The following is a 25,486-nucleotide window of genomic DNA, read 5'->3' on the forward strand; positions in this document are numbered from 1 at the left end:
AGCTGGAATATTAGAAATTAGCAATAGCTGAGCAAATAAGTGGATCAATATTAAAACGGTGAATTTTTAAAAAAGTGGATCAGATTTCAACTGGTGTTGACAAGTATGAAATCGATACCTCTATTCATGACCCAGCAGACAGCCGTCGAGGTATTACAGCATTAGCGTACTTATCCAACAACAATCTTGAAGTGACTCAATCCATTGGCGATTTTCTACCTCAAATACACCATATTGAACCGAATCAATACTATTATCCTCAGCAAGAGTTACATCTGACTATTCTATCCATTATCAATTGTATTACGGGCTTTACACTTAATGATGTCGATCCTTACCCTTACATTAAAATTTTTAGCCAATGCATAAAAGAAGTAAAACCTATTAATATTAAATTTGTAGGAGTAACCGCTTCATCATCTTGTGTATTAATTAAAGGGTTTCCTGTGGGCGAAGGGCTGAATGAGTTACGAAATAAATTGCGAATGCATTTTAAACAGTCGTCATTGCGTTCTACTATTGATAGTCGATATACCATTTCAACCGCGCATATTACTGCGATACGATTTAGTTCTCAATTGGGGGATGCTAAGCAATTGGTCAATAAATTACGTGAATATCAAGATTATGATTTTGGATGTATTTCTTTCACTGAATTTGAGTTGGTGTTTAATAACTGGTATCAACATTTATCTGAAACTAAATCGTTAACTGTGTGTACTCTTAAGTAATATTTCTAGCAATACGTTGAGTATTAGGATGATTTTGGTTCTGGCTGAATTAGTGAGGATGGCGTTTTATGAAGATAAGATTGATGGAAAGGGCGGATTTAAATGGAGTAACGGAAGTGCATAAATTAGCTTTCGTAAGGCAACAACGATCTTATGAATGGTTAGCTTGTAATTTAAACGCCTTTCCTAGAATACTGTGTTTTGTTGCTGAAAAAAATCATGACATTGTGGGTTATATTAGCTGGATCCAAAAAAGTGGGTTTCGTCCTGAAGCCGTGTTAGAGCTAGAGCAATTAGCCGTATCGTCACATCATCAAGGAAAAGGGATAGGACGTAGACTGATTATGGACTCACTGCCCTTAATCAAGAAACAGTTAGCAGATGATGGCTCACGATTAAAACATATTTTAGTGACGACCAGAGCGGACAACTTTGCTCAACAGTTGTATAAATCAACTTTAGGAGCCGAAGTTGAAACAACCATTTCTCAGCTATACTCAGCAGATGAAGTCTTAATGATTGCACGTAATATAAATTAATGAATCGCGTTATATCGCAGTATTACGGTTATGTTGGTACGAAATTGAAGATTTAGATCTAATCTTATGCAGTGATTATCATATATTATTGATACATTTAATAATGTGATAATTTGTAGGTGTATTGCGGGTTTTAAGTATAATATACTGTTTTTATAAGAAATTAAACTAACAGCCTTTGAGGCAGCTTTCCTAGTGAGACAACCATTGTGATTATAAATGCTAGCTTTAAATTTCGGCAGTGGGGGGTAACTTGCATTACAGCTGTCGGTTGTTTTGTGTTCGGCATGGCTATTGTTATCGTGCAAGGAATAAACAATTTTAATAGTGAAAAGCAAGATAGCTTAAATAAGGCCGTTATTGAAATTGATAAAATATTGGATACCAGCTCTCTTATCATTGATCAAATAATGCCGCTTGCAACTGAACCTTGCCCTAATGTCAAGCCAAAGCTAGTTGATTTAGCCATTCGATATCCAGAATTTCAAACCGTGAGTCTATTAGTGAATTCGGAGGTAGTGTGTTCAACTTACAATGGTTTGATTCGTCTTTCTATACCTAATATCGATTCACGCAAAAATCAATTAATCCTGATGAAATCAAATATTATCGAACCAGGAAACATTATTGGAGTAATAAAAAAATCGAAAGGAAAAAATGCCGTCTCTATTACGCTGAATGGCAGTTCTTTCTTGTCTATCTTGTCCCTCATTGATTCAAATGAAAACTTTCAAATTCAGTCCTTTAATCAATGGATGGGTAAAGAGGGTGTCTTACACGATGATATAAGCCCTTTTAATTTAATTGCCTACTCTCAAAAATATAACTTCAACGTTCATACCTATATATCTTTTAATACTTACGTTACCGAGCTTTATCAGCGCTATGGATGGATAATCCTGTTATTAGTGGTACTTTCGATTGTTATTAGTCGCTCAGTTTTTCTAAATGTAGAGAAAAATTCTAGTGTTTTAATTATGAAAGAAGGGATCGATAAGAATCATTTTGTCCCATATGGGCAGCCAGTTATGAATGCTAACGGTGAACTTTCTGGTTTAGAGATTTTGATCCGTTGGAACCATAAATCGTTAGGTGTGGTGTGTCCGGATGAATTTATTCCATTAGCCGAACGCTCGGGACTGATTATTCCGATGACTCGCCAGCTGTTTACTAGCACCATACATGCTTTTGAAAAAATGCCATATGGTCTACCTAAAGGGTTTCATATTTCTATTAATATTTGTGTGCAGCATTTTGAAAAATCGAATCAACAATCTTTAATTGATAGCTGTAATGAATTTCTAGCAAGCCCTATTAGCCAAGGTGCTTTTTTAGTTTTAGAGCTAACAGAAAGAGGCATCATTGATAATTACGGTGAAGCCAGAGCGGTATTTGATACTTTACACTCCATGGGAGTACAAATGGCGGTTGATGATTTTGGAACCGGCAACGCCAGTTTATCTGCCATTAATAATTTAAATTTTGATTATATTAAAATCGATAAAAGCTTTATTGATTTAATTGGTAGTGATGCCGTTTCCGCACCATTGGTGGATAATATTATAGATTTAGCCAGAAGATTGAATCTGAGTCTGACTGCTGAAGGGGTTGAAGATCAAGTTCAGGTTGATTATCTAAAAGAAAATGGTGTGGACTATCTTCAAGGTTATTTTTACGGTGAACCAATCCCACTAGATGAATTTATTCGAAAATACCTGAGCTTTGTTACGTAATTCAAATAACATACAACACGACCTTTCATTTTCATCGTCATGCCTTATGGACAAGCAATGGCAATCTTATGTTTGCCTGAATATCTGAGAACGTATTTGTATTCGCCTGACTTGAGCTTGTTTAAACTGCATGACAGTTATTTCTGCCAACGATATTCCATTTGATGTGCCACCATATCTGCCAGTGCTTGATTTTTTAATTGCGCCACCAAATTTAAACTCATGTCTATACCCGCCGATATTCCACCTGATGTGGTGTATTTCCCCTCGTTTATCCAACGCTTATTATTGACAACAGTTAAACTCGAAAAACTCCTTTTCAGATCAGGAATATCCTCCCAGTGGGTTGTCACGGATAAGCCATCAAGCAGCCCGGCATTGGCGAGTAAAAATGCGCCAGTACATACCGATGCCATATGTTTTGCTGTTTGGTCGACCGATTTTATCCATCTAAGTACATTTTGTTTATGCATTTCTTCGGTATGCACACCACCAACCACAATTAACAAATCAATTGTTGGATGATTTTGAAAGGAATAATGCGGCAGAACGTTATAACCACCCCGAGCAGAAACAGGCGTAAGTTTTTCTGCAATCAAAAATACATTCCATTCTTTTGCACTCAAACGCTTTGCGGTACTGAACACTTCGAAAGGCCCTGAAAAATCTAAAACTTCAGCTTCATCATAAATATAAATTCCAATGTTCATTGCACCTCCGTGTACAAATTATATTTTTCAAGTTGTATAAGTAACTAAAATTAAGAACGCTATGAATTATTTCTAATACATTAAAATTGTGACCAAAATTGGATAAATATCGCTAAAAACCAGTATTATGTGCATTCTATTACAAATTGTTATGATATTTTATGAAAAAGCTGATTTCTTTAATACTAATTACACTTATTTCTTTAGCATCAACTAGCGTATTTGCTTGTCCAAAAGGCCAGCATCCACATGGTGGAACAGGTCCTCATCACAAAGGTGGATATTGTTCATATTCAGAATAGAGTATACATTAACTACCATATTATTTTTAATATGGTAGTTAATTAGAGTGTTTCGCTAAGCTAGTAAAGTTCATTGAATTTCAAGCTAAAAATACTGGGCCATATTTAAGATTTAATAAGAGGAATATTTAGTATCAACATGGTCTTATTATTTTAATAATCACGAATTGCGATTATAACCATAAAAAATCACAAGTATCACAATATAGCAGGACCAAAATTTCCCTTTTTACTTCAGATACTAAGTATGAATTTCTTTCTTTGTCTGCATCTATGTTTTGAACCAAAATTATGTTGAGTCAACGATACTGAGCCACTTTGAACAAGATGTCAGAGTCGGTAAAAAGGTTACCTTCACGATTAAATACATATCAACTTGAATCATTTTTGATAATAAATAGTTCGTCTGAAACGGTATATTTACCTAGTTCAATTATTTTGACTCGTTATCAATTTGAGTTTGAAAACTTACAAACCTTTCATCATAAATTAGTTTCAAATCCATCCATTCAGCCAGTGTAATTTCTTGATCTTTAAGTGCCAAGGTTAGTTTATGGTTATTTTCTTCGGCAGCTTGGCAGTAATTATTGTCGCGGTCCATTCCTGAATTTAGGGCGAGTTGGCAGGCTTGATTAAAATCGTATTGGTATTGATTTAAGGTATTGATGTAGTCGCGTTGGTGAGTGCGGTTTTGCACAAAGTAAATCGCACCAAAGATCAGTGCTGCAGTAACTAAGACAAAGATGACTCGCTCGATTCGAGACAGAGCAATAAATGAAGAGGGCTTGTGCTTATTACGCGTGAGAAACGTGGCCATGGGATCATCCTTAATCTTTGGGCTACTAATACTTGAATTCAAGAAATAATACGCATCCTACTAATATCATTTTATGGGTTGGTAAGCTGTGATTTATCTCTCGTGAATGCATACATCATTCGGCGCTAAATCCCATTAAATGAATCAAATGTTCAGCGGTACGAATGGCATGTTGTCGATTATCTAGCCCCATTTTTTGATATAAGTTTCGAATGTGGGTTTTGATGGTGGTGGGCGCAACCTCAAATTCATTGGCAATTTGGTCATTACTAAATCCGACATAGATTAAACCTAGCACTTGCCATTCTCGTTGAGTCAACGGGCTAGTGCGAATAAGTTCGGGTACTTCTGGATGATTGAGTAGTTTTTCGACAAAAGCTTCATCGAAATGGACTGAACGGTTCTGTTCTTTACTCGACATTAGTTGGATCAAACTTTGCGCTCGGTGTTGCTCTAATTCGGCCAGTTGCTTGTTTTGAATCAGAGTTTTTAAAATTGGCAAAATATAATCACGATTACATAAAAAATTGCCAATCATACCGGTGCTATTAGTGAGAGTTAACGCATCGCTAATATATTCTAAGGCTTTGGTTTTATCATTGTTGAGCGTGGCGAGTACGGCTTCAAGCACCAAGTTTCGATTGCGATCAGCGACCAATTTATGTGTTTTTGCCGAGTGTTGCAGTTTGGCTAAAATGTCGCTGGCTCTAGTAAGATCGCCGGTTGCCATGCTCGCTCTTGCAATATTACGCCATTGTAATTGCTGGAAATGATTTTCTGCAACGGTAGGTTCTTCACTGTTGGCAAGCCACTGCTGAATGGCATTGTTATCACGAACTGCTTCCCAATATAAAAGGTGGCTAAAGTCGGCGTTGGCTTGCCAATCAACGTGATATTGATTGCTGGTTTTTAATTGGTTGCAGGTCTCTAAATACCGTGCAGCTTTGTCGAGTTCGCCGCGAGAAATTGCAATACGCGCAAGCATGGAATAGCACTGTAAAGACTTGGCAATATCGTAAGGAGCAAGCACGGCTAAACTGGCATGAGCGCATTGTTCGGCTTCTTCTAAGCGATTCCAACACCACAATATTTGAGCTTTGATACGCAACATGAATTCATGCAATGGAAGTTGGTGTAATTGTTGTTCTTTGATCAGTAATTCTGCTTTAGACAATAATTCGAAAGCAGCTTGACCAAAACCACGCGCCAGTTGAATCTCACTTTGCTGCAAAATGGCCCATAAGGTTTGAGGATAGACTTTGGCTTCTCGCGCCATGATTTCGGTCTTTTGCATCGTCTCAAACGCCTTATCTAATTGACCAATACAGTGATAAACCTCACCAATGACAGAGGTCGCGACAATACGGCTACGAGAACTCGTCTGTGGTAATTGTTGTAGGGCAAATTGCGCGGTTTCCAGAGCAAAATCTGGGTTGTTTTGGTTAATGGCGACTTGCGCGCCGAGAGCTTTAAATTCACCAATTTGAGCATCAGTTAGTTCGATGTTTCTTATGGCTAGCTTTTCTTCTGCTTCTAAAATCAAAGCCGATACTTGGTTATAGCGATGCTGACTTTGCGCCAGCCATGCCCGCAGTAAGCATAATCGAGGTGACGTGAATAAGATGTCATCGCTTAATGTTTCAATGGCTTTTTCCAGCACACTAAGCTCGCCATGATTAAACATTTGCCAGCCATACTGAATTAAAATTTCACTCAATAATTGGTCATCAGATACTTTTTGAGCATGCATTAATGCGCTTTGTGGTCGATCTTGTTTTAGCCATGCTTTAGCGGCATTCGTGTGCAGTTGATAACGTTGCTCTGGAATTTGCGAATAGCGACGATGGCGTAAAAACTCTGCAAAAAGATGATGGAATCGATACCAGTTATCAGCGCCTTCTAAAGGTTGAATAAATAAACCAAAGCGATTTAATGAATCGAGCATAGCTAATGAATCGGTTCGCCCCGTTAATTCAGCGACGAGTTCGGCGTTAAAAATATCGAGCACCGAGCATTGCAATAAAAAGGTTTGCAAATCGGGTGTGAGTTGATCAAACACTTCTTCAGCTAAATAATCCCAAATATGATCTTGGTTGAAATTTGCGATGGAGACAGCCGAGCTTTCTAATGCCCCCGGAAATTGTTGGGCATGTAGCGCAATCAGTTGTAGGGCAGAGGCCCAACCCTCCACTTGTGAACGTAATGACTCTAAAACTTGAGACTCGTACTGATTATCAGCAATACGTTTTTGAAAAAAGCGAGTGGTTTCTTCTTGATCAAACGCCAGCAGAGAATGGTCTACTTCAATCAGTAAATCACGCACGCGTAAATTGGCAATGTTGAGTGGTGGATGGGTTCGGCTGGTAACGACGAGTGTAATGTTGTCTGGCATATGTTTGAGTAAAAAACGCATGCCGTCATGGATTTCATCGTTGGTGATTAAGTGATAATCATCTAGCACCACATACGTCTGGGTTTGGTTAAAACCGAACTCGGCAAACAGCTCGCTAAATAAACTGGTTAAATTGGCAAATTGGCGACGTTCTGCAATAGCTTGTGTGTTAGGGCAAGATTGATCGGTGGCTTTATTAAAGGCTTGTAGAAAATAATTGGCAAAGCGGAAAATATCATTGTCACTGTCATCAATATTAAACCAACCCAAGTTTGGATGATTATTCAGCCATTGCGCTGCCATCGTGGTTTTACCGTAACCTGCTGGTGAGCGAAATAATACCAGTTTGTAATAAGGCGCATGAGTGAGCGATTCTAATAAACGCGAGCGCAAAATGGCGTTGTGTAAACGAGCAGGGCGGTTAAGTTTGGATGGTATCCACATGGCAGTATTCATTCTCTTTGGTATGCAGCAAAAGTGGTTAATCTCATTACGCTATTCTGTGATAGCTGTATTTTTATCGTATGTCATAAATAGGGGCTTAGATTAGCATGTTCTTATTAGTATAAATCTGTAATACAGATCAAGATTTCATGTTTTTTTTGATGAATCTGTATGGTCAGTTTCATACTAAACTAGCATGCAGAGTCCATTCTTATGTGACCTTGTTCTGATTTCGGTTGTATTTTTTGCTCTAGATCTCACTTTGTTCAATGATCTCTCCAACTACGCCCCAATCCTCCTCCCTTTGCCTGTTTTTGAAGGAGGATGCGAATCTCTCGATTCCTCGGCAAACTTACCCTAACGATATTACTGATTTCGGATCCTGACTATGGAAGATTCGATACGTTGCCGATGGAGCATTCAATGCAAAACTCAAATAGACCGTCTCAAACGGTATTAAAGCAAGTGGCGAAACAAGAAGGAATTGTGGATCGTTATATTAGCGCGTGGGGAGATGAAGCCTATGTTAGCGATAAAACGATTGAAGATTTGTTGCAAGCCTTGGGTTATGACACGCAAGATGAACAGCTGCTATTGGAGCAAGCAGAGCAACGAAATAACGTCGATGTTCTGCCCAGTGTACAAGTGGTGCATCAAGGTAAAGATGTGCATATAAAATTGCATATTGCTGCATCGGCACGTGTGAGCGAGTTTTCATGGCAAATCATTACGGAACAGGGACAAACTTTTGAAGGCTATTTAGAGTCTCAAGTAGTGGAAGATAACCGCCAACAACTTGGTTATTTAATCTTTTCTTTATCGAGTAATTTACCGTTAGGGTATCACCAGCTTTCCTTGGTGCGTAAGCGTCGTAATAAGCCGTTTGAAATGTCGTTAATCATTACACCACAAGCGTGTTTTAAACAGCCTGAATTGGTGGAAGGCAAGCGTTTATGGGGCCCGAGCATTCAGCTTTATTCTGTGACCTCAGAAACTAATTGGGGCATTGGCGATTTTAGCGACCTTAAATTCTTGGTTGGAAAAATTGCCGATAACGGTGGTGACTTTGTTGGGCTAAATCCTATTCATTCACTATTTCCTGCTAATCCTGAAGGTGCTAGTCCGTACAGCCCATCGTCTCGTCGTTGGTTAAATGTTATGTACATTGATGTTGAAGCAGCGCCGGAGTTTACTAACAGCGAAGCGGCGCAAGCGTTAGTATCTGATGTTGATTTTCAGCAACGCTTACAAGTGAATAGAGATACAAAGTGGGTTGATTATACCGAAGTATCTGCATTGAAAATGGCGGTGCTACCAGAGTTATATCGCACTTTTGTAGAACAAGAACTGCTCATTAATACACCGCGTGCTCAAGCTTTCCTTTCGTTTGTGGAAGAAGGTGGCGAGAGTTTAATGCATCAAGCGGCTTTTGATGCGTTGCATGGTGAATTGAAAGCGCAAAATGATTCTGTTTGGGGGTGGCCGGTTTTTGAATCTACCTATCAACATTTCGATAATGCTGCCGTTCAAACTTTCATTAAAGATAATCAAGAACAAGTTCAGTTGTTTATGTACTTACAATGGCTGGCAGATGAGCAGTTAAATCAAGTTCAAAATTTCGCGATTGATAAAAAAATGGTAATGGGTTTGTATCGTGATTTAGCGGTTGGCGTGTGTGATTCTGGCGCTGAAACTTGGGCGGATCACGGTGCACTTTGTCAAGATGTGAGCACTGGTGCACCACCAGATATTTTTGGCCCGCTTGGTCAAAACTGGGGATTGCCGCCATTAAATCCACACACATTAAAAGCTAAAGCTTACCAACCGTTTATTGATTTGTTGCAGGCCAACATGCGTCATTGTGGCGCGTTGAGAATTGATCATGTTTTAGGCTTGCTGCGTTTGTGGTGGATCCCGAAAGGTAAAACCGCCAAAGATGGGGCGTACATGTATTACCCAGTCGATGATTTAATGTCGATCTTGGCGCTTGAAAGCCATCGTAATCAATGCACAGTGATTGGTGAAGATTTGGGAACTGTGCCAGAAGAAATTGTTGAAAAGCTCAATGATGCGGGTATCCACTCTTACAAAGTATTTTTCTTTGAAACTGATGAAAATGGTCAATATATCGCGCCGGATCAATACAAACAGCAATCGATGACGGCTTTGTGTACCCATGATATGCCAACGTTACGCGGATTTTGGAATGGTGCGGATTTAAAGCTTGGTCAAGAGATTGGCTTGTATCCTGATGCCGATCAACTGCAAGTATTATTTGACGATAGAAAAACTCGTCGTAGCCATATTATTGACACATTACTTACCTATGATCGTCTGCCTAATGTGACACGAGATGAAGGTGGCAATGTGATGATCAATCGAGAGTTGAGTGAAGCGATGCAAATCCATATGGCAAGTGGTTCGAGTGCATTACTGAGCTTGCAATTGGAAGATTGGCTTGAAATGGATACGCCGGTGAATGTTCCGGGAACCATGGATGAATATCCGAACTGGCGTCGTAAATTGACTTCAACACTGCAAACGTTATTTGAGCGTGATGATATCCAAGAACTAGAGCGTAACCTGACGGAGGCTCGTCAATGAAGGTAGACAAGTAGCAGGATAAAACCTTACAAGATCTAAATAACAAAAAGCGCCAGTCGATCCGGTTTGTTTACATAACTTACGGTGACTGGCGTTTTTGTGTCGGTCAGATTTGTTTGTTTTTACTTTGATTCTTCATTGTCACACTAATTTTGATGGTATATTGTCCAGCCTTAAAATAAAAATCGCGATGAGAATCTAAAAAAAGGTAGCATAGCGGTTTAAGAGTCTAAAAAGCATAAAGACTTTGGTTTATCATCTATATTAAAAACACACAGAAATCACGATGACAATGAAATTCTACTCATCAATATTACTTGTCTTGATGAGCGATTATTTTGTGTATAGCAGTGCTTGAAACAATATTAAGAAGGTTATAACGAATATGAAATTAGCAAATAAGCAATTTGCCGTAATTGGTTTAGGGCGTTTTGGTAGTGCTGTGTGCCAAGAGTTATGCGATTCTGGCGTTGAAGTACTAGCTGTCGATATTAATGAAGATCGAGTGAAAGCGGTCTCTAATATTGCGACTAATGCCATTGTGGCGAATTGTGCTAATGAAGAAACGGCGCAAGAATTAAAGTTAGATGAATACGATATGGTGATGGTGGCTATTGGTTCTGATGTTAATTCCAGTATTTTAACAACGCTGGTGGTCAAAGAATCAGGTGCCAAAAGTGTATGGGTTAAAGCGAACGATAAGTTTCATGCCAAAATTCTACAAAAAATAGGCGCGGATCATGTCATTTTACCAGAGCGTGATATGGGGATCCGTGTTGCACGTAAAATGTTGGATCGCCGAGTGTTTGACTTTCATGACATTGGTAGCGGTTTGGCAATTTCTGAAATAGTAATTGCGCTTAAAAATATGGGTAAAAAATTGGGTGACATTTCAGTATGTAAAGACCCTGATATGAAGGTGTTAGCTATAAAAAGAGGTTCGGAGATTCTAGATTCGCCTGAATACGAAACAACGTTAGAGCTCGGCGATATTCTCTTTATTGTAGGGCCGCATTCTTCAATGGCTCATCGATTGAAATCAATATAAGAGCAGGTTATGACGATTATTAATAATAGAGGATCGCTGTTTGCCATTAAGCAAGATGGTGAAAAAAAGGGTTGGTCAGAGCCGAAAATTATTTTAGGCAGCTTTCTTTCTATTTTAATCCCATCAGCTGTGCTTTTAACGCTGCCAATATTTTCGGTATATGGCTTATCTTTTACCGATGCACTATTTACTGCGACGTCTGCGATCAGTGTGACGGGGTTAGGAGTGGTGGATACAGGGCAGCACTTCACGATTGCTGGACAGGTTTTGTTGCTAATACTGATGCAAATTGGCGGTTTAGGGCAAATGACACTATCGGCCATTTTGTTGTATATCTTTGGCGTTCGTATGAGCCTAAAACAGCAGTCTGTGGCGAAAGAAGCATTAGGACAAGGTAAAGGCATAAATCTACGAAAATTGGTGAAAAAAATCATCATATTTGCCTTGATCGCAGAAATGATTGGCATGGCAATTTTAGCGTTTACCTGGGTACCTGAATTGGGTTGGGGAAAGGGGTTGTATTATTCTCTTTTTCACGCGATTTCGGCTTTTAATAATGCAGGATTTTCGTTATTTTCTGACAGCTTAATGGGTTATGTTTCCGATCCTGGGGTTGTTATTCCTCTGGCCTTATTATTTATCTTCGGTGGACTAGGTTTCACAGTTATTGCGGATGTGAGTGCGAATTGGCAGAACGGCTTTAGAGGCTTAAACCTCCATACTAAAATAATGTTAGTTGCCACACCTGCTTTATTATTGTTCGGCACGATTATGTTTTGGCTACTTGAGCATAACAATGTTCATACCATGGGAAGCCTAACGGGGGAAGGGAAATGGTTGGCAGCTTTCTTTCAATCGGCAACGGCTCGTACCGCAGGATTTAATAGCGTTGATATAAGCCAGTTTGGCCAACCAGCTTTATTAATCATGATTGTTTTAATGCTCATTGGTGCTGGCTCGGCTTCTACTGGTGGTGGTATCAAAGTGTCTACCTTCGTAGTCGCGGTGGTGGCAACGTGGTCATTTTTAAGACAAAAGCAAAATGTGGTGATGTTTAGGCGTACTGTAAGTTGGCCGAAAGTCACGCGCTCTTTAGCCATCATTGTGGTGAGTGGTATTCTTTTAACGTTAGCAATGTTTTTATTGATGCTGACGGAGAAAAGCAGCTTTGATAAGGTAATGTTTGAAACTATTTCAGCTTTTGCAACAGTCGGCTTAACCGCTGGACTAACCGCTGAATTATCTGAGCCGGGTAAATATATTATGGTGGTGGTGATGATCATTGGTCGTCTCGGGCCATTAACGCTCGCTTATATGTTGGCAAAACCTAAACCAACTTTATTGAAATACCCAGAAGATAACGTCTTAACTGGTTAATAATGTAAGAATTTGAGTATTTTGAAGAGGCGAGCTATACAGCTCGCCTTTCGTTTATTATGCTCTCATTAGCGAAATTACAGAGACGTATAAAAGAGAGGCAGTATGCGGACGATTGGTAATATTATTTGGTTTTTACTCGGTGGCGTTTTCATGGGGTTGGCATGGTGGTTGGCCGGTGTGCTGTGCATTATCAGTCTGATTTGTATTCCATGGGCAAAATCTTGCTTTGTGATTGGTACTTTTACTTTTTTCCCTTTTGGCAAAGAAGCTATTAAACGCAATGAATTGAATTTTAGAGATGATATTGGCACTGGTGTTCTTGGCATGATTGGTAATGTTGTGTGGTTTTTGTTTGCGGGCATTTGGCTTGCGATTGGTCACTTAACGGCGGCGGTAGCGTGTTTTGTGACAATTATTGGTATTCCATTTGGTATCCAACATATTAAATTGGCGCTTATTTCTCTCGCACCTATTGGGCAAACCATCGTAAAAATACGCTAAAGTTAGCCAAGTGGATTTATTCGTCTCGATATATTTAAAATGATCATGTCTCATTGATGTAGAGGTAGTTATGCAAGCACAAGTAAAGTGGGTTGATGGTTTTCAATTTGTGGGCGAATCACAATCTGGACATGCCATTGTTATGGATGGAAATGGCGGCGCAACAGGCCCAAGTCCAATGGAAATGGTGTTAATGGCCGCAGGTGGTTGTAGCTCTGTTGATGTTATTGATGGATTGAAAAGTGCACAGCAAAAAGTGTCTAGCTGTGTGGCACAATTAACGACAGAACGCCGCGAAACTGCACCTCGAATTTTTACTCACGTTAATATTCATTTCGAAGTGGCTGGTCAAGATTTGGATGAAGCCGTAGTGGCTAAAGTGGCGGCTGATTCATTAGAAAAGTACTGCTCTGTGTGTTTAATGCTCGGCGCGGGTATTGAAATGACCCATAGTTGGAGTATTGTGGCATAAGAAATAGCCGTATCAGTTTATATTGACTTTAAATAGAATATTTAACTGAAATTTGAAGTTTATCTGGTCTATTCATGTAGAATTAGGCCTGATATGACAATGTTGTCGTAAAGATATGTGGAGATATTTATGGATAACAAATTAGTAGCGATTATTTTAGCGGTACTTTTACCTCCGGTTGCTGTGTTTTTAAAATGTGGTGTAGGTAAAGATTTACTGATCAATATTGTATTATGCTTTCTCTTCTTCTTCCCTGCGATGATCCATGCATTATGGGTTGTGACTAAATAAAATCTGCGTTAGATTTTTGTATTAGAGTTAATAAGAAAAACGCTTTATCCTTATGCATCTTGTTAGAAGGCGCATTGGGTAAGGCGTTTTTTAGTTTCACGCCGTTGATAATAATTTGATGGGTATATAAATGGATTTAGACACTAAATGGCTGCAAGACTTTCTTGCGTTAAGTGATTTAAAAAATTTCTCACGGGCTGCTGATCTCAGGCATATCACTCAGCCAGCTTTTGGTCGGCATATCAAATCGTTAGAAGAGGCGGTAGGACAGAAATTGGTGAATAGGGATACTCACCCTATAAGTTTAACTCCTGCCGGTAAACAATTTCGTATTACGGCTCGTCATCTGATCCAGCAATTAGATCATGGTATCAATCAGCTTCAAGGCATCAATCAGCCAGTATTCAATCCATTGCGTATTTCCACTCCGCATTCTTTGGCCTCCCCAACATTGATGAATCTTATGGAGCAAGATTTCTTGTCGGAAGAACTTGCTTATAGCGTTGATGTCTTAAGAGTGGATTTTGCGACTGAATCCTTGGTGGACGGCCAATGTGACGTCTTATTCGCTTTTGATATTTTATCGTTATTGCAACCACCATTTAAGAACATTTGTATTGGCAAAGGTGAGTTTATTTTGGTGTCTGGTGTGAATGAGCAAGGTGAGGCAATATACACACCAGATACAAAGGTGGCGATTCCTTATCTACGTTATTCCGCAGAGAGTTATACTGCGCGTTTAATTGAAAGTCATATCGGATCTGAATTGGGTTTTGCAAGCCAACCTTGCTTTGAATCTTCGATGTGTCAATTACACAAAGATATGGCGATAAGAGGCAAAGGCGTAGCATGGTTACCAGATTGTTTGATTGCCGATGAATTGGCAAATGGACAATTGCTTGCTCTTGATAGGCAGCGTTGGAGTGTGCCGTATCAGATGCGGCTATATCGACACCAAGCGGCGTTATCTCAAGCAGGTGAATTATTCTGGCAAACTTTGCATAAACAAGTCGAAACAGGTTGGACATTACCGTTATAGTCCGATTTTAGTTTAGATTCTAATTTCTATGCTGTTTTGGCATAGGCATATCAATAAAGGCACTTCACCGGATGGATGAAACGGGACACACTTAAGTCATGTTTCCTACCACTTGGTTGAAGTGATGACCGCTCTTTCTTTAATTCAATTTATTAATAAAATGCCGAAAGCAGATATTCATTATCATCTACTTGGCGGTGTTCGCATGCAAACGATGATGGATCTTGCTGATCGTTATGATGTAACGTTATCTGAGCTTGATGCAAAAAGCTATTATCGAGCTTATCAGCAAGAAACAGGTTCAACTAAAGGTGGTATTGCTGCACTGACACTTCTATACACATTAATGCGCCAGCCTGAAGATTATGCTCGTGTTTTGCTTGAAGTAGCTGAAGATGCTCACCAATGTGGCGTTCAATATATTGAAACGTTCTGGAATCCATCGGATACCGAATTAAATTATTCGGATGTGAATCAAGCATTAGTGATGGCTATCGATCAAGCGAAGTTACAATGGGGCATTGTGGTCCGTTTAATCCCATCGATTAATAGAGAAAAATCTCCAGAAGAAGCCGTTGCGATGGTTGAGGCAATGATCGAGCATTCTCATCCTTATGTGCTTGGTATTGGTATTGACTACAAAGAACATAACGCACCAGTCGAACATTTTTGGAAAGCATACCGGTTAGCTCAATCCCATGGTTATAAACTCACCGCCCATTGTTCTGAATTTGGTTTGCATTGGCGTAATGTCGAAACCGGTATTGAATTGATTGGTGTTGACCGAATTGATCACGGTTACAGTATTATTGATAATCCTGAGTTAATGCATAAATATGCCCAGCAACAAATTCCATTTACCGTTGTCCCTTCTAATACTTATTTTTTGAATCAGTGGCCAAGTCCACAAGAGTGGAGCAACAATCATCCAATAAAAGAGATGGCATTAGCGGGTTTGAATATTATTCCCTGTACGGATGATTGGCACATGCATAACACGGATACAACCAATTGCTACCGCATTATGGTTGAGGAGTTTGATTTTGATGTATTAAGCCTGAAGACTTTTATGATCAATAGTTTACATGCAAGTTGGTTACCACAAGAGACAATAATAAGTTTAGTTAAGCAATGGAGTCAGGAGTTTGACCGACTTTATCAACAATTGAATTTCACTCCAGAAATACCAGTATCACAACAAATCATTTATCGATCCGTAACTGCGAATCTTTCGGTTAAAGACAAGGAATAAGTCATGCAAAAGATTAAAGAATATTTTGAATTTGATAAAAATAAGACGGATTTTAAAACCGAAACGATTGCTGGATTCACGACATTTGCCACGATGGCGTATATTGTTGCCGTCGTACCTGGAATGCTAAGTAAAGCAGGGTTACCTTTTGCAGAAGCGATGACGGTTACGGTTTTGATGACGGTAATTACCACTATTGCGATGGCAGTGTATACCAATCGTCCTTTTGTTTTAGGTCCGGGGCTAGGTAGTGTTGCGATTTTCTCATTTACTTTGGTGGGCGGCGGCGTGCCTTTACCTATTGCGTCTGGCATTGTTTTTATCAGTGGCGTGTTATTTATGTTGGTATCCTTCCTTGGCGTTCGAGATTTCATCGTCCGAGTGATCCCACATAGCATCAAAGTATCTGTTGGTGTTGGGATAGGTTTGTTTATTGCTTTACTTGGTTTAAAGCAAGCGGGCATCGTTGTGGCAAACGCGCATAAAAATGTGCTCAACTTTGGCGATCTTACTTCTACGCCTGCACTACTCGCTTTTACTGGTTTTTTTCTTGTGCTTTTTTTCACGGCAAGAAAGATAAAAGGCGGGATTATCTTAGCCATCCTTATTACCACTTTAATTAGTTTGGCATTTGGTGTAGCGAAATGGCCGAGCTCATTGGTTGCTATGCCACAAAGTATTAATGACATGGCATTTAAGCTTGATGTTTTAGGTGCGTTGGATCTTAAATATATTCCGTTTTTATTAGCATTTTTTATTCCGGATTTCTTTTCTACTTTAGGAACATTATTAGGTGTGGGCGCACAAGCCGGATATCTTGATGAAAAAGGGAACTTACCTGGTATAGAGAAAAACTTCCATGTTGATTCTACCGCAACCACCTTTGGTGCATTATTTTCATGCCCTGTATTAACTACCTATCTTGAAAGCTCTGCTGGCGTAGAGGCGGGGGGTAAAACTGGCTTTACCGGAATAGTTACCGCCGCATTATTTGCATTAACATTATTTTTAGCACCTCTTGCTACCATGATCCCATCGGTAGCAACCGCTCCAGTATTGGTTTATATCGGCTTTTCAATGATGACGTCGATGCGTAAAGTGAATTACGATGATTTGACGGAGTACTTACCAGCATTTGTTTGTATTGCCATGACTATTTTTAGCTTCAATTCAGGTAACGGTATTGCAGCGGCTTTGGTTGTGTATGCATTTTTAAAATTGGCGACAGGGCGTATAAAGGAAGATCATTGGTCGGTGTATTTAATTGCATTAGCTATGATCTATTATTTTAAAATTGTCGCAGGTCATTAAGCCGAGAAAGGTAAGTAAATAGACTAAATATATTAATGTTATTTAGTTAAAAAGAAGGATTATCGATTAAAAGGTAATCCTTTTTATTTATGTAGAGCAAAAAAGGATGACTATAGATACTAATCCCTTTGATTCAATGTGATTCTCGCCTAGGTATGTTAAGGTTTGATGATTAGAAAAACCAATTAATGATCATCAATGTATGATTGAAGGAAAGTTAATATGATCACACGTTGTCTGTTTGTTTTATTCTCTCTATTTGTCACCTTTCAAGCGGTGGCGGATGAACCTCAAAAATATTCTGAAACGTCAATGATGGAAAAACCATTGATGGAGCGTTATGTACTTGATGAACTGAAATCGTTACGTACCGATCAACAAGACCTAGAGCGCCGTTTAATCATTCAAATTACCGACAGAGAATTATCAGTTGCCGATAAATCATTGAATTACTCTAATATTACGGTGACATATTTCTTCTATATTATTGCTGGTGTTGCTTCCTTAGTGGCATTGGTCGGTTGGCAATCGCTGAAAGAAATCAAACATAATACGAAAGAGATGGCGGATAAGCGGTTAAATGAAATTACCATGTCTTATGAGAAAAAGTTCAGCATTTTGGAGCGGGACTTAAAGCGTAAATCAAGAATAATTACGGAAAATAATCGAGAGATCGAGATTATCAATGAGGTTCATAATTTATGGTTACGGGCTCAAAGCGCTCAAACGCCGGAACAACAAATTGAAACTTATGATGAAATTTTAAAGATCCGCCCTGGTGACCTTGAAGCGCTTACTCATAAAGCAGATGCGGCAATGGAAATTAATGAATACCACTGGGCACTAAGTATCTGTAATCGCGTACTTGAAGTAGATGATAGTAATGGTCATGCGTTATATCAACGAGCGTGTGCTTATTCTCGTCTAGGGGCTGAAGAGCAAGCGATCAATGATTTGATATTGGCGATAGATTCAAGTAATTCATTACGAGAGTTGGCATCTGAAGAGCCTGATTTTGAGTTGTTAAGAGGCAATGCGCGCTTTGATGAACTTGTTGAACCGGGTGATAATGCTTAGCCCTAATTGAAATTACTCAGGATCTCGACATTATGGATATCGTTATGCATCAATATTCTCGGCGTTCTCAATTATGGCGAGGCACTCTTGCTATTTTACCACTCAGTTTGGCGGTATTACCGTGGGGTTTACTCGCGGGTTCTTATGCAATTGATATTGGGTTAACACCATTTGAAGCTCAAGCTTTGTCAGCCATTTTATTTGCTGGTGCTGCACAGTTAGTCGCAACGGGAATGTTTGATGCCAACGTAGGCATTTGGACCATGTTGCTGACAACCTTCTTTATTACATCACGTCATTTTTTATATAGCGTATCCATGCGCGAAAAAATTAGCCCATTGTCGATGCGGTGGCGCGTAGTGCTTGGTTTTCTTCTGACGGATGAACTTTTTGCCGTATGTGGTCATCATAAGAAAGAGGAATTTAATCCTTGGTATGCGTTGGGTGCCGGATTGAGCTTTTATCTTTTTTGGAACCTTGCGAGTTTATTTGGCATTGTTGCAGGGAAACAAATACCGAACTTAAATCAGTGGGGACTAGAGTTTGCGGTCGCGGCGACCTTCATTGCAATTGTTACCCCTACTATTAAAAGTGTGCCTATTTTGGTGTCTGTTATGGTCGCTTTAATTTCGTCTGTTTTACTAAGCTATTGGAAAGTAGAAGGCAGCTTAATTATCGCCAGTTTATTGGCGATGGTAAGTGGTTATTTGGTGGAAGTGAACTCTTCTCATCTATCGGATAGCAAGGAAAAGGAAGATATATGATTTTGCTCTCCATCTTTGCTATGACTGTAGTGGTATTTATCAGTCGTTATTTGTTTTTAGAACCAAGGCTTCCAGTCAAATTAAATGCCAAAGCGCAGCGTTTATTAAGTTATTCTAGCCCTGCTGTATTAACCGCAATTTGGGCTCCTATCGTCTTTGTACATGATGAGAAGTTAGCGGTATCTTTATCTAATCCTTATTTAATTGCTGCCATTTTAGCGTCTATTATTGCTTGGAAAACGAAGAACGTCATTGCAACAACAGTGATCAGCATGGGATGCTTTTTTGTACTCAATGCTTGGCTTTAAATTCAATATCCAGAATTCAAGTTATTTATACCCAAAGTAATGGAAGTTGCGTGAGGCGGCAAGTAAACGAAGCCAACAAGACTGCAGCTTCAAGTACTATAGATCTATATTTATGAATATCTAACTCAATGGGCGAATGACCTATTGAGTTTTTTATGTTTTATTTTGGTATTAAACCATAAGGTAAATTCTTAAATACATCGGGTTGGGTTTGAATAGTCGGTGCTTGGTTTACGCCTTGCCAATTTAAAAGCATTACGGCTAATACGTTACGATGCTCTCCTTTGCCTACTTCAAAATCACCATCAGTTGATGGGATCATGCCATGTTCTAAATTTATCGCATTGGAAATGTCTTTTTGTGCTTTTACCACTACAGGATCATGAAGTTGATTGGCTAATAAAAAGCTAATGCCAACTTCTGCAATAACGTCATGCTTAGTTCTTTGGATAATAGTATCAATGTTATTGCTGAAGTAAGTGTAAATCCAATCAAACTCTTTATCTTTAGGATCGATTTGTTTTTGATAATATTCAGAGGCAGCAAAAATGATGTGCGTCATTCCATAAATTTTATTGGCATATTGTTGATCAGAAAGCTGCGAGTCTTGGTTATCTGGATAGGTTGCCTTAAAAGCTTCAATGAATTCGCTGACCAAGTCTTGTTCCCCGAGCTGGCGTAACCAGTAAACCTGATTGGCTTGTTGCGCCGCCCACGCTCGGATCATCTCGTGATTGGTCGCCATTGGGGTAAAGTCGAACTCTTTTAATAATTTATGGAGTTTTTCATCATCTTTATGTTTTAAGCCATATTCATTTGCTCTCGCCATGGTACTTAATAAATCATTCCCAATTAGCATATATTCTGGATATTGTTTGGTTATTTTATAGCGCAACTGAGTACGTTCACCGTCTTTATTTTTATAAGACTTCAGCTGTTCTAGCCCGTAATTTTGGACCTGTTCTGGCGTCTTAATATTATCGGTTATATAACTTAAGGTGCTGGTGACACGGGCCAAATCAGACCAAACTGCGGCAGAATACTTAGGGTCTAATGTTTGACGAAATAGGCGTAAACCATAATGACCAGCGGTAGTGGCATTTAAGGTATAAAGTTGGGTTTCAAACGTGTATTGAATGATCTGTGCATCTTCTTGGTATTTCGACTGCAAAGCAGATGTTGGCGCAATATCAGCTACTTTGGCAAAGCTTGTTGGAGCAAAGGTGAATTGAGAAAGCCCAAGCAGAGCGATAGTTAGTGTGGTTCGTTTAAAAAATGCAGACATAACAAGTCCTTGTTTAAAATCAATACAGTTAGTGTCGGTTATATTGATGATAAATGCAGTTTATTTATGTTAAATCGCGGTAAGTTATTTAGTGCCATTAGGATTCGTTTATTCTGTGCTTTCCGGCAATAGCGGTGATATGGTTATAACATTAAAAAATGAAAGGTGATTTATATGCAAATTAAAGTGGATACCCATACTCACACTTATGCCAGCGGACATGCTTACAGCACTCTTGTTGAAAATGTAAAAATGGCGAAAGAGCACGGTTTAGCGATGTTTTGTACTACCGATCATTCCTCTGCAATGCCGGGATCACCGCACTATTGGTTTTTTAATAATCAGCGTGTGTTACCTCGCTTTATTGATGGTGTTGCGATCATTCGAGGGGTTGAAACTAATATTATGAATCCAGAAGGAGAGGTGGATTTGCATCCTAGTTCTTATGAGCACCTTGATTGGATTATTGCCAGTTTTCATGAGGCGGTATTTCGCCCACTTGATAAAGAGTCCCACACTCAAGCGTTACTTAATGTAATTAAAAGTGGCAAAGTGGATGCCTTAGGTCATCTGGGGAATCCGAACTATGATTTTGATTTTGAAAAGGTGGCGCAGTGCGCGAAAGAATATAATGTTGCCATTGAACTCAATAATTCATCTCTAAAAGGCGGTAGCCGAGCCGGGAGCGAACAACGTTGCGCTGAGATTGCGCGAGTTGTGAAAAAAACTGGTGGGCTCATTACCACGGGCTCTGATGCTCACTTTTGCATGGATATTGGCAATTTTGAAAAAGTGTCGCTTTTGCTCGATGAGGTAGATATGCCAAGTCATAAAGTGATCACTCACACGCCTCGTCAATTTTTAGATTTCTTAGTGCTTCGTGGCCATGATCCGATTGTAGAATTTCTCACGTTGTAGATGATCGAGAATTTATAGGTGATTAAACGTTTATAAGAGAGCGAATGCAACAACGTTATTTCTATCCTTAAATAGGAAGATGTTGTATCGCATAATCAATGAATACTCGCAAACGTGCCGGCATGTATTTGCTTGGTGCGTATTGCATCGCGATGACTCCGTGATAGTTTCCTTTAATAGTCCAATCTTGTAACACCTCAACAACTTCGCCATTTTTCACAGCTTCTCTTATTACAAAGTCTGGAAAAATTCCAATCCCCAATCCATCTTTAACGCCATTTAAGCGCATTTGAGAGTGATTGACGGCATAGCGCCCCGAAACTGGGATCGTATGAGTTTCATTTTTACGAAAAAAATTCCAAATATGATCGGTTTTTGTTTCACCAAGATAGAGACAATCATGGTGCATCAAATCTGTCGGATGGGTTGGTAATCCTTTCAAGGTAAGGTATTTAGGGCTGGCGCATAATGATAAATTCACTTTGCCTAATTCGCGTGAAATAAGATTTTCATACGGCGCATCGGTTAAACGAAACATAATATCAATACCTTGTTCAAGCATATTAATATCCCCATCGGAGACTTTAAGTTTGAGTTCTATATTGGGGTAGCGTTGTAGAAATGGCGTAACGATAGGTTGTAACACAATGCTTAAAAAGGCTTTGGGCGCAGCAACAGTAATCGTACCAACCGGCTCAGAGTGTTCTGCATTTGAAATATCAACCGCTTGCTGAGCGGCATTGACCATCGCGACAGACTGCTGATAAATTTTTTGCCCTGATTGGGTGATTTGTAAAGTGCGAGTCGTCCTCTCAAATAATTTGACCGATAACGATGCTTCTAACCGAGTAATGAGTTTGCTTAAAGCGGAAGGGGTAACGCCTAATTCCTTAGCTGCTGCGGTAAAGCTACCCTTATTGACCACCAAAATGAACGTCGCGAGGTCAGGAAGAAGGGAAATAAGTTGAGAGTTGAGCATGATGATTTTCCTATTCGTTATCGCTGCATGAAGCCGTCAATTCGATTAGTGAATTTAAATCACTAATGTTTTTCCATCTGGAGGGATAATAGTCTTTATTCACATGAACTAGAATAAGTTTATCGTCAAATTATCTTGGCACACTTACTTTTCTTGTAATGTTGAATTTATAAAAAGGAAATTCCATGTCTTCTGCATTCTACGATCAAATTAACCAACAGATAGAAGAAGTTAAATCTGAAGGGTTGTATAAATCTGAACGCGTGATCACATCAGCTCAAGCTGCCGCTGTTTCGATCTCAACAGGTGAAGAAGTATTAAACTTTTGTGCCAATAACTATCTTGGCTTAGCTAATCACCCTGCGCTTATTGAAGCGGCGAAACAAGGGATGGACGAGCATGGTTTTGGCATGGCGTCTGTTCGTTTTATTTGTGGTACACAAGATTCGCATAAAGAACTTGAACGTAAGTTATCTGATTTCTTAGGCATGGAAGATACCATTCTTTACACGTCTTGCTTTGATGCCAATACGGGTTTGTTTGAAACCATTCTTGGCGCAGAAGATGCGATTATTTCGGATGCACTCAATCACGCTTCAATCATTGATGGTGTGCGTTTGTGTAAAGCAAAGCGTTTTCGTTACAGCAACAACAATATGGCGGAACTTGAAGAGCAATTGATTGCTGCTAATGAAGCAGGTGCTCGTCATAAACTTATTGTGACCGATGGCGTATTCTCAATGGATGGTGTGGTTGCAAACTTAACCGCCATTTGTGATTTAGCCGATAAATACAACGCGCTTGTGATGGTCGATGATTCTCATGCGGTAGGTTTCATGGGTGAAAATGGCCGTGGAACACACGAATACAATAACGTAATGGGCCGTATCGACTTGATCACCGGCACATTAGGTAAAGCAATGGGCGGCGCTTCAGGTGGCTACACCGCGGGTAAAAAAGAAGTGATCGACTGGTTACGTCAGCGTTCTCGTCCTTACTTGTTCTCAAATTCAGTGGCTCCAGCGATCGTTTCGGCATCTATTCGAGTGATTGATTTACTGGCTGAAAGCAGTGATTTACGTGCAAAACTTTGGGATAACGCGACTCACTTCCGCGCTCGTATGACACAAGCTGGCTTTACGATGGCGGGTGCTGGTCACGCAATCATTCCAATTATGTTAGGTGATGCAAAAGTCGCGGCAGAATTTGCAGAGCGTGCGCTTGAAAAAGGCATTTACGTTGTCGGTTTCTCATTCCCAGTTGTACCAAAAGGTCAGGCGCGTATTCGTACTCAAATGTCAGCAGCACATAGCCGCGAGCAATTGGATCGCGCCATTGATGCATTTATCGCGGTTGGTAAAGAAATGGAGATCATCTAAATGACTATTCAATCTGTTGGTGACATTAAGAATATGGGTAAAATTAAAGCGTTATCAAAACTAAAGCCAGAAGAAGGCATTTGGATGAACGAAGTCGATATGCCTGAAATGGGGCATAACGACATCCTAATTAAAATTCGTAAAACCGCAATCTGTGGTACTGATGTGCATATTTACAACTGGGATGAATGGTCACAAAACACCATTCCGTATCCAATGGTTGTTGGTCATGAATACGTTGGTGAAGTAGTCGGTATTGGTCAGGAAGTTAAAGGCTTTACCATTGGCGATCGCGTTTCTGGTGAAGGTCACATCACTTGTGGACATTGCCGAAATTGCCGTGGTGGGCGTACGCATTTATGTCGCAACACTACTGGCGTGGGTGTTAATCGCACTGGTGCATTCTCTGAATACTTGGTGATCCCTGCATTTAATGCATTCAAAATTCCAGACGGTATTTCTGACGACTTAGCATCAATCTTTGACCCATTTGGTAATGCGGTTCACACGGCATTATCGTTTGACCTTGTTGGTGAAGATGTCTTAATCACAGGTGCAGGCCCAATTGGTATTATGGCAGCAGCCGTGGCTAAACACGTTGGTGCACGCCACGTTGTCATTACCGATGTAAACGAATACCGCTTAGATCTAGCGCGTAAAATGGGCGTGACTCGCGCGGTTAACGTAGCCAATGAAAAGCTTGAAGATGTCATGAGCGAGCTAGGCATGACAGAAGGTTTTGATGTCGGTCTTGAGATGTCTGGCGTACCTTCTGCATTTAACGCAATGTTAGAAGGAATGAACCACGGCGGCCGAGTTGCACTACTTGGAATTCCGCCATCCGACATGGCAATTGATTGGACCAAAGTGATCTTCAAAGGCTTAGTGATTAAAGGCATCTACGGAAGAGAGATGTTCGAAACTTGGTATAAGATGGCAAGCTTGATTCAATCAGGCCTAGATCTTACTCCAATCATCACGCATCATTTCAGCGTTGATGATTTCCAAGAGGGCTTCGACACTATGCGTGGCGGGCTTTCTGGAAAGGTTATACTCGATTGGACTAAGTAATTAGTCACTAAATAAGCGCACTTTCGGGTGCGCTTTTTTGTGCCTGAATACTGGGTATTAAAACCGTGATGTGGAAGGTTTAGGTATAAAAATGGATTTGTTTTGCTCCATGAGTTTCGTGGGACAATAAAATACCGCT

Annotated in this window: 23 protein-coding genes; 18 read left to right on the forward strand and 5 right to left on the reverse strand. The window is 39.8% G+C overall.

Features of this window, described 5'->3' with window-relative positions; genetic code table 11:
• The first annotated feature begins 74 nt into the window (after nucleotides 1-74).
• The 3 genes from HC725_RS14965 (at nucleotide 75) to HC725_RS14975 (ending at nucleotide 3,003) form a co-directional block, all read left to right on the forward strand.
• Nucleotides 75-731 (forward strand): hypothetical protein, encoded by a 657-nt coding sequence (locus tag HC725_RS14965; RefSeq protein ID WP_194687984.1) that lies wholly within the window; start codon nucleotides 75-77, stop codon nucleotides 729-731.
• An 83-nt stretch (nucleotides 732-814) separates the two neighbouring features.
• Nucleotides 815-1,270, forward strand: coding sequence for a GNAT family N-acetyltransferase (locus HC725_RS14970; RefSeq protein ID WP_190332703.1), 456 nt, complete (start codon nucleotides 815-817; stop codon nucleotides 1,268-1,270).
• Nucleotides 1,271-1,479: 209 nt separating this feature from the next.
• Nucleotides 1,480-3,003: an EAL domain-containing protein gene (locus HC725_RS14975; RefSeq protein ID WP_342365957.1), complete on the forward strand. Its 1,524-nt coding sequence runs from the start codon at nucleotides 1,480-1,482 to the stop codon at nucleotides 3,001-3,003.
• 137 nt (nucleotides 3,004-3,140) lie between these two features.
• Here HC725_RS14975 and HC725_RS14980 read toward each other — a convergent pair whose 3' ends face one another.
• From HC725_RS14980 to malT, 3 genes are all read right to left on the reverse strand, one after another.
• Nucleotides 3,141-3,713 (reverse strand): DJ-1/PfpI family protein, encoded by a 573-nt coding sequence (locus HC725_RS14980; RefSeq protein ID WP_190332678.1) that lies wholly within the window; start codon nucleotides 3,711-3,713, stop codon nucleotides 3,141-3,143.
• A gap of 735 nt (nucleotides 3,714-4,448) precedes the next feature.
• Nucleotides 4,449-4,832 (reverse strand): hypothetical protein, encoded by a 384-nt coding sequence (locus HC725_RS14985; protein WP_190332679.1) that lies wholly within the window; start codon nucleotides 4,830-4,832, stop codon nucleotides 4,449-4,451.
• 115 nt (nucleotides 4,833-4,947) lie between these two features.
• On the reverse strand, nucleotides 4,948-7,668 hold the full coding sequence (gene malT, locus HC725_RS14990; protein ID WP_190332705.1) for an HTH-type transcriptional regulator MalT: 2,721 nt from the start codon (nucleotides 7,666-7,668) through the stop codon (nucleotides 4,948-4,950).
• Nucleotides 7,669-8,091: 423 nt separating this feature from the next.
• Here malT and malQ point away from each other — a divergent pair, with 423 nt between their 5' ends.
• From malQ to HC725_RS15050, 12 genes are all read left to right on the forward strand, one after another.
• Complete coding sequence (gene malQ, locus HC725_RS14995; RefSeq protein ID WP_190332680.1) at nucleotides 8,092-10,272, forward strand: 4-alpha-glucanotransferase; 2,181 nt, start codon at nucleotides 8,092-8,094, stop codon at nucleotides 10,270-10,272.
• Between the two features lie 385 nt (nucleotides 10,273-10,657).
• On the forward strand, nucleotides 10,658-11,320 hold the full coding sequence (locus tag HC725_RS15000; RefSeq protein ID WP_190332681.1) for a potassium channel family protein: 663 nt from the start codon (nucleotides 10,658-10,660) through the stop codon (nucleotides 11,318-11,320).
• Nucleotides 11,321-11,329: 9 nt separating this feature from the next.
• Nucleotides 11,330-12,697, forward strand: coding sequence for a TrkH family potassium uptake protein (locus HC725_RS15005; RefSeq protein WP_190332682.1), 1,368 nt, complete (start codon nucleotides 11,330-11,332; stop codon nucleotides 12,695-12,697).
• A 105-nt stretch (nucleotides 12,698-12,802) separates the two neighbouring features.
• Entirely contained in the window at nucleotides 12,803-13,201 is a 399-nt protein-coding gene (locus HC725_RS15010; protein WP_190332683.1) for a YccF domain-containing protein, read from the forward strand.
• 70 nt (nucleotides 13,202-13,271) lie between these two features.
• Nucleotides 13,272-13,673, forward strand: coding sequence for an OsmC family protein (locus HC725_RS15015; protein WP_190332684.1), 402 nt, complete (start codon nucleotides 13,272-13,274; stop codon nucleotides 13,671-13,673).
• Between the two features lie 129 nt (nucleotides 13,674-13,802).
• Nucleotides 13,803-13,964, forward strand: coding sequence for a YqaE/Pmp3 family membrane protein (locus HC725_RS15020; RefSeq protein WP_086980803.1), 162 nt, complete (start codon nucleotides 13,803-13,805; stop codon nucleotides 13,962-13,964).
• Nucleotides 13,965-14,094: 130 nt separating this feature from the next.
• On the forward strand, nucleotides 14,095-15,003 hold the full coding sequence (locus tag HC725_RS15025; protein ID WP_190332685.1) for a LysR family transcriptional regulator: 909 nt from the start codon (nucleotides 14,095-14,097) through the stop codon (nucleotides 15,001-15,003).
• A gap of 124 nt (nucleotides 15,004-15,127) precedes the next feature.
• Nucleotides 15,128-16,255, forward strand: coding sequence for an adenosine deaminase family protein (locus HC725_RS15030; protein ID WP_190332686.1), 1,128 nt, complete (start codon nucleotides 15,128-15,130; stop codon nucleotides 16,253-16,255).
• A gap of 3 nt (nucleotides 16,256-16,258) precedes the next feature.
• Nucleotides 16,259-17,566, forward strand: a complete 1,308-nt coding sequence (locus HC725_RS15035) for an NCS2 family permease (RefSeq protein ID WP_190332687.1) — start codon at nucleotides 16,259-16,261, stop codon at nucleotides 17,564-17,566.
• 222 nt (nucleotides 17,567-17,788) lie between these two features.
• Nucleotides 17,789-18,643: a tetratricopeptide repeat protein gene (locus HC725_RS15040; protein ID WP_190332688.1), complete on the forward strand. Its 855-nt coding sequence runs from the start codon at nucleotides 17,789-17,791 to the stop codon at nucleotides 18,641-18,643.
• A 32-nt stretch (nucleotides 18,644-18,675) separates the two neighbouring features.
• Complete coding sequence (locus HC725_RS15045) at nucleotides 18,676-19,407, forward strand: AzlC family ABC transporter permease (protein WP_190332689.1); 732 nt, start codon at nucleotides 18,676-18,678, stop codon at nucleotides 19,405-19,407.
• Nucleotides 19,404-19,715, forward strand: coding sequence for an AzlD domain-containing protein (locus HC725_RS15050; protein WP_190332690.1), 312 nt, complete (start codon nucleotides 19,404-19,406; stop codon nucleotides 19,713-19,715). The genes HC725_RS15045 and HC725_RS15050 overlap by 4 nt, the downstream gene beginning before the upstream one ends.
• A gap of 160 nt (nucleotides 19,716-19,875) precedes the next feature.
• On the opposite strand, the gene HC725_RS15055 is transcribed toward HC725_RS15050, so the two are convergent.
• Nucleotides 19,876-21,000 carry a DUF3541 domain-containing protein gene (locus tag HC725_RS15055; RefSeq protein ID WP_190332691.1) on the reverse strand — a complete coding sequence of 375 codons (1,125 nt, stop codon included), beginning with the start codon at nucleotides 20,998-21,000 and terminating at the stop codon, nucleotides 19,876-19,878.
• 174 nt (nucleotides 21,001-21,174) lie between these two features.
• On the opposite strand from HC725_RS15055, the gene HC725_RS15060 reads away from it, so the two are divergent.
• A complete protein-coding gene (locus tag HC725_RS15060; protein WP_190332692.1) occupies nucleotides 21,175-21,918 on the forward strand; it encodes a phosphatase in 744 nt (247 codons plus the stop codon).
• 67 nt (nucleotides 21,919-21,985) lie between these two features.
• Here the strand turns inward: HC725_RS15060 and HC725_RS15065 are convergent, their stop codons facing one another.
• Nucleotides 21,986-22,897, reverse strand: coding sequence for a LysR family transcriptional regulator (locus HC725_RS15065; RefSeq protein WP_190332693.1), 912 nt, complete (start codon nucleotides 22,895-22,897; stop codon nucleotides 21,986-21,988).
• A gap of 185 nt (nucleotides 22,898-23,082) precedes the next feature.
• On the opposite strand from HC725_RS15065, the gene HC725_RS15070 reads away from it, so the two are divergent.
• Both HC725_RS15070 and tdh read left to right on the forward strand, forming a co-directional pair.
• A complete protein-coding gene (locus HC725_RS15070) occupies nucleotides 23,083-24,276 on the forward strand; it encodes a glycine C-acetyltransferase (protein ID WP_190332694.1) in 1,194 nt (397 codons plus the stop codon).
• A gap of 33 nt (nucleotides 24,277-24,309) precedes the next feature.
• Nucleotides 24,310-25,347: an L-threonine 3-dehydrogenase gene (gene tdh / locus HC725_RS15075; RefSeq protein ID WP_194687985.1), complete on the forward strand. Its 1,038-nt coding sequence runs from the start codon at nucleotides 24,310-24,312 to the stop codon at nucleotides 25,345-25,347.
• The last annotated feature ends 139 nt before the right edge of the window (nucleotides 25,348-25,486 follow it).

Origin of the sequence: Vibrio sp. S17_S38 (assembly GCF_014694375.1) — a bacterium.
Classification (GTDB): domain Bacteria; phylum Pseudomonadota; class Gammaproteobacteria; order Enterobacterales; family Vibrionaceae; genus Vibrio.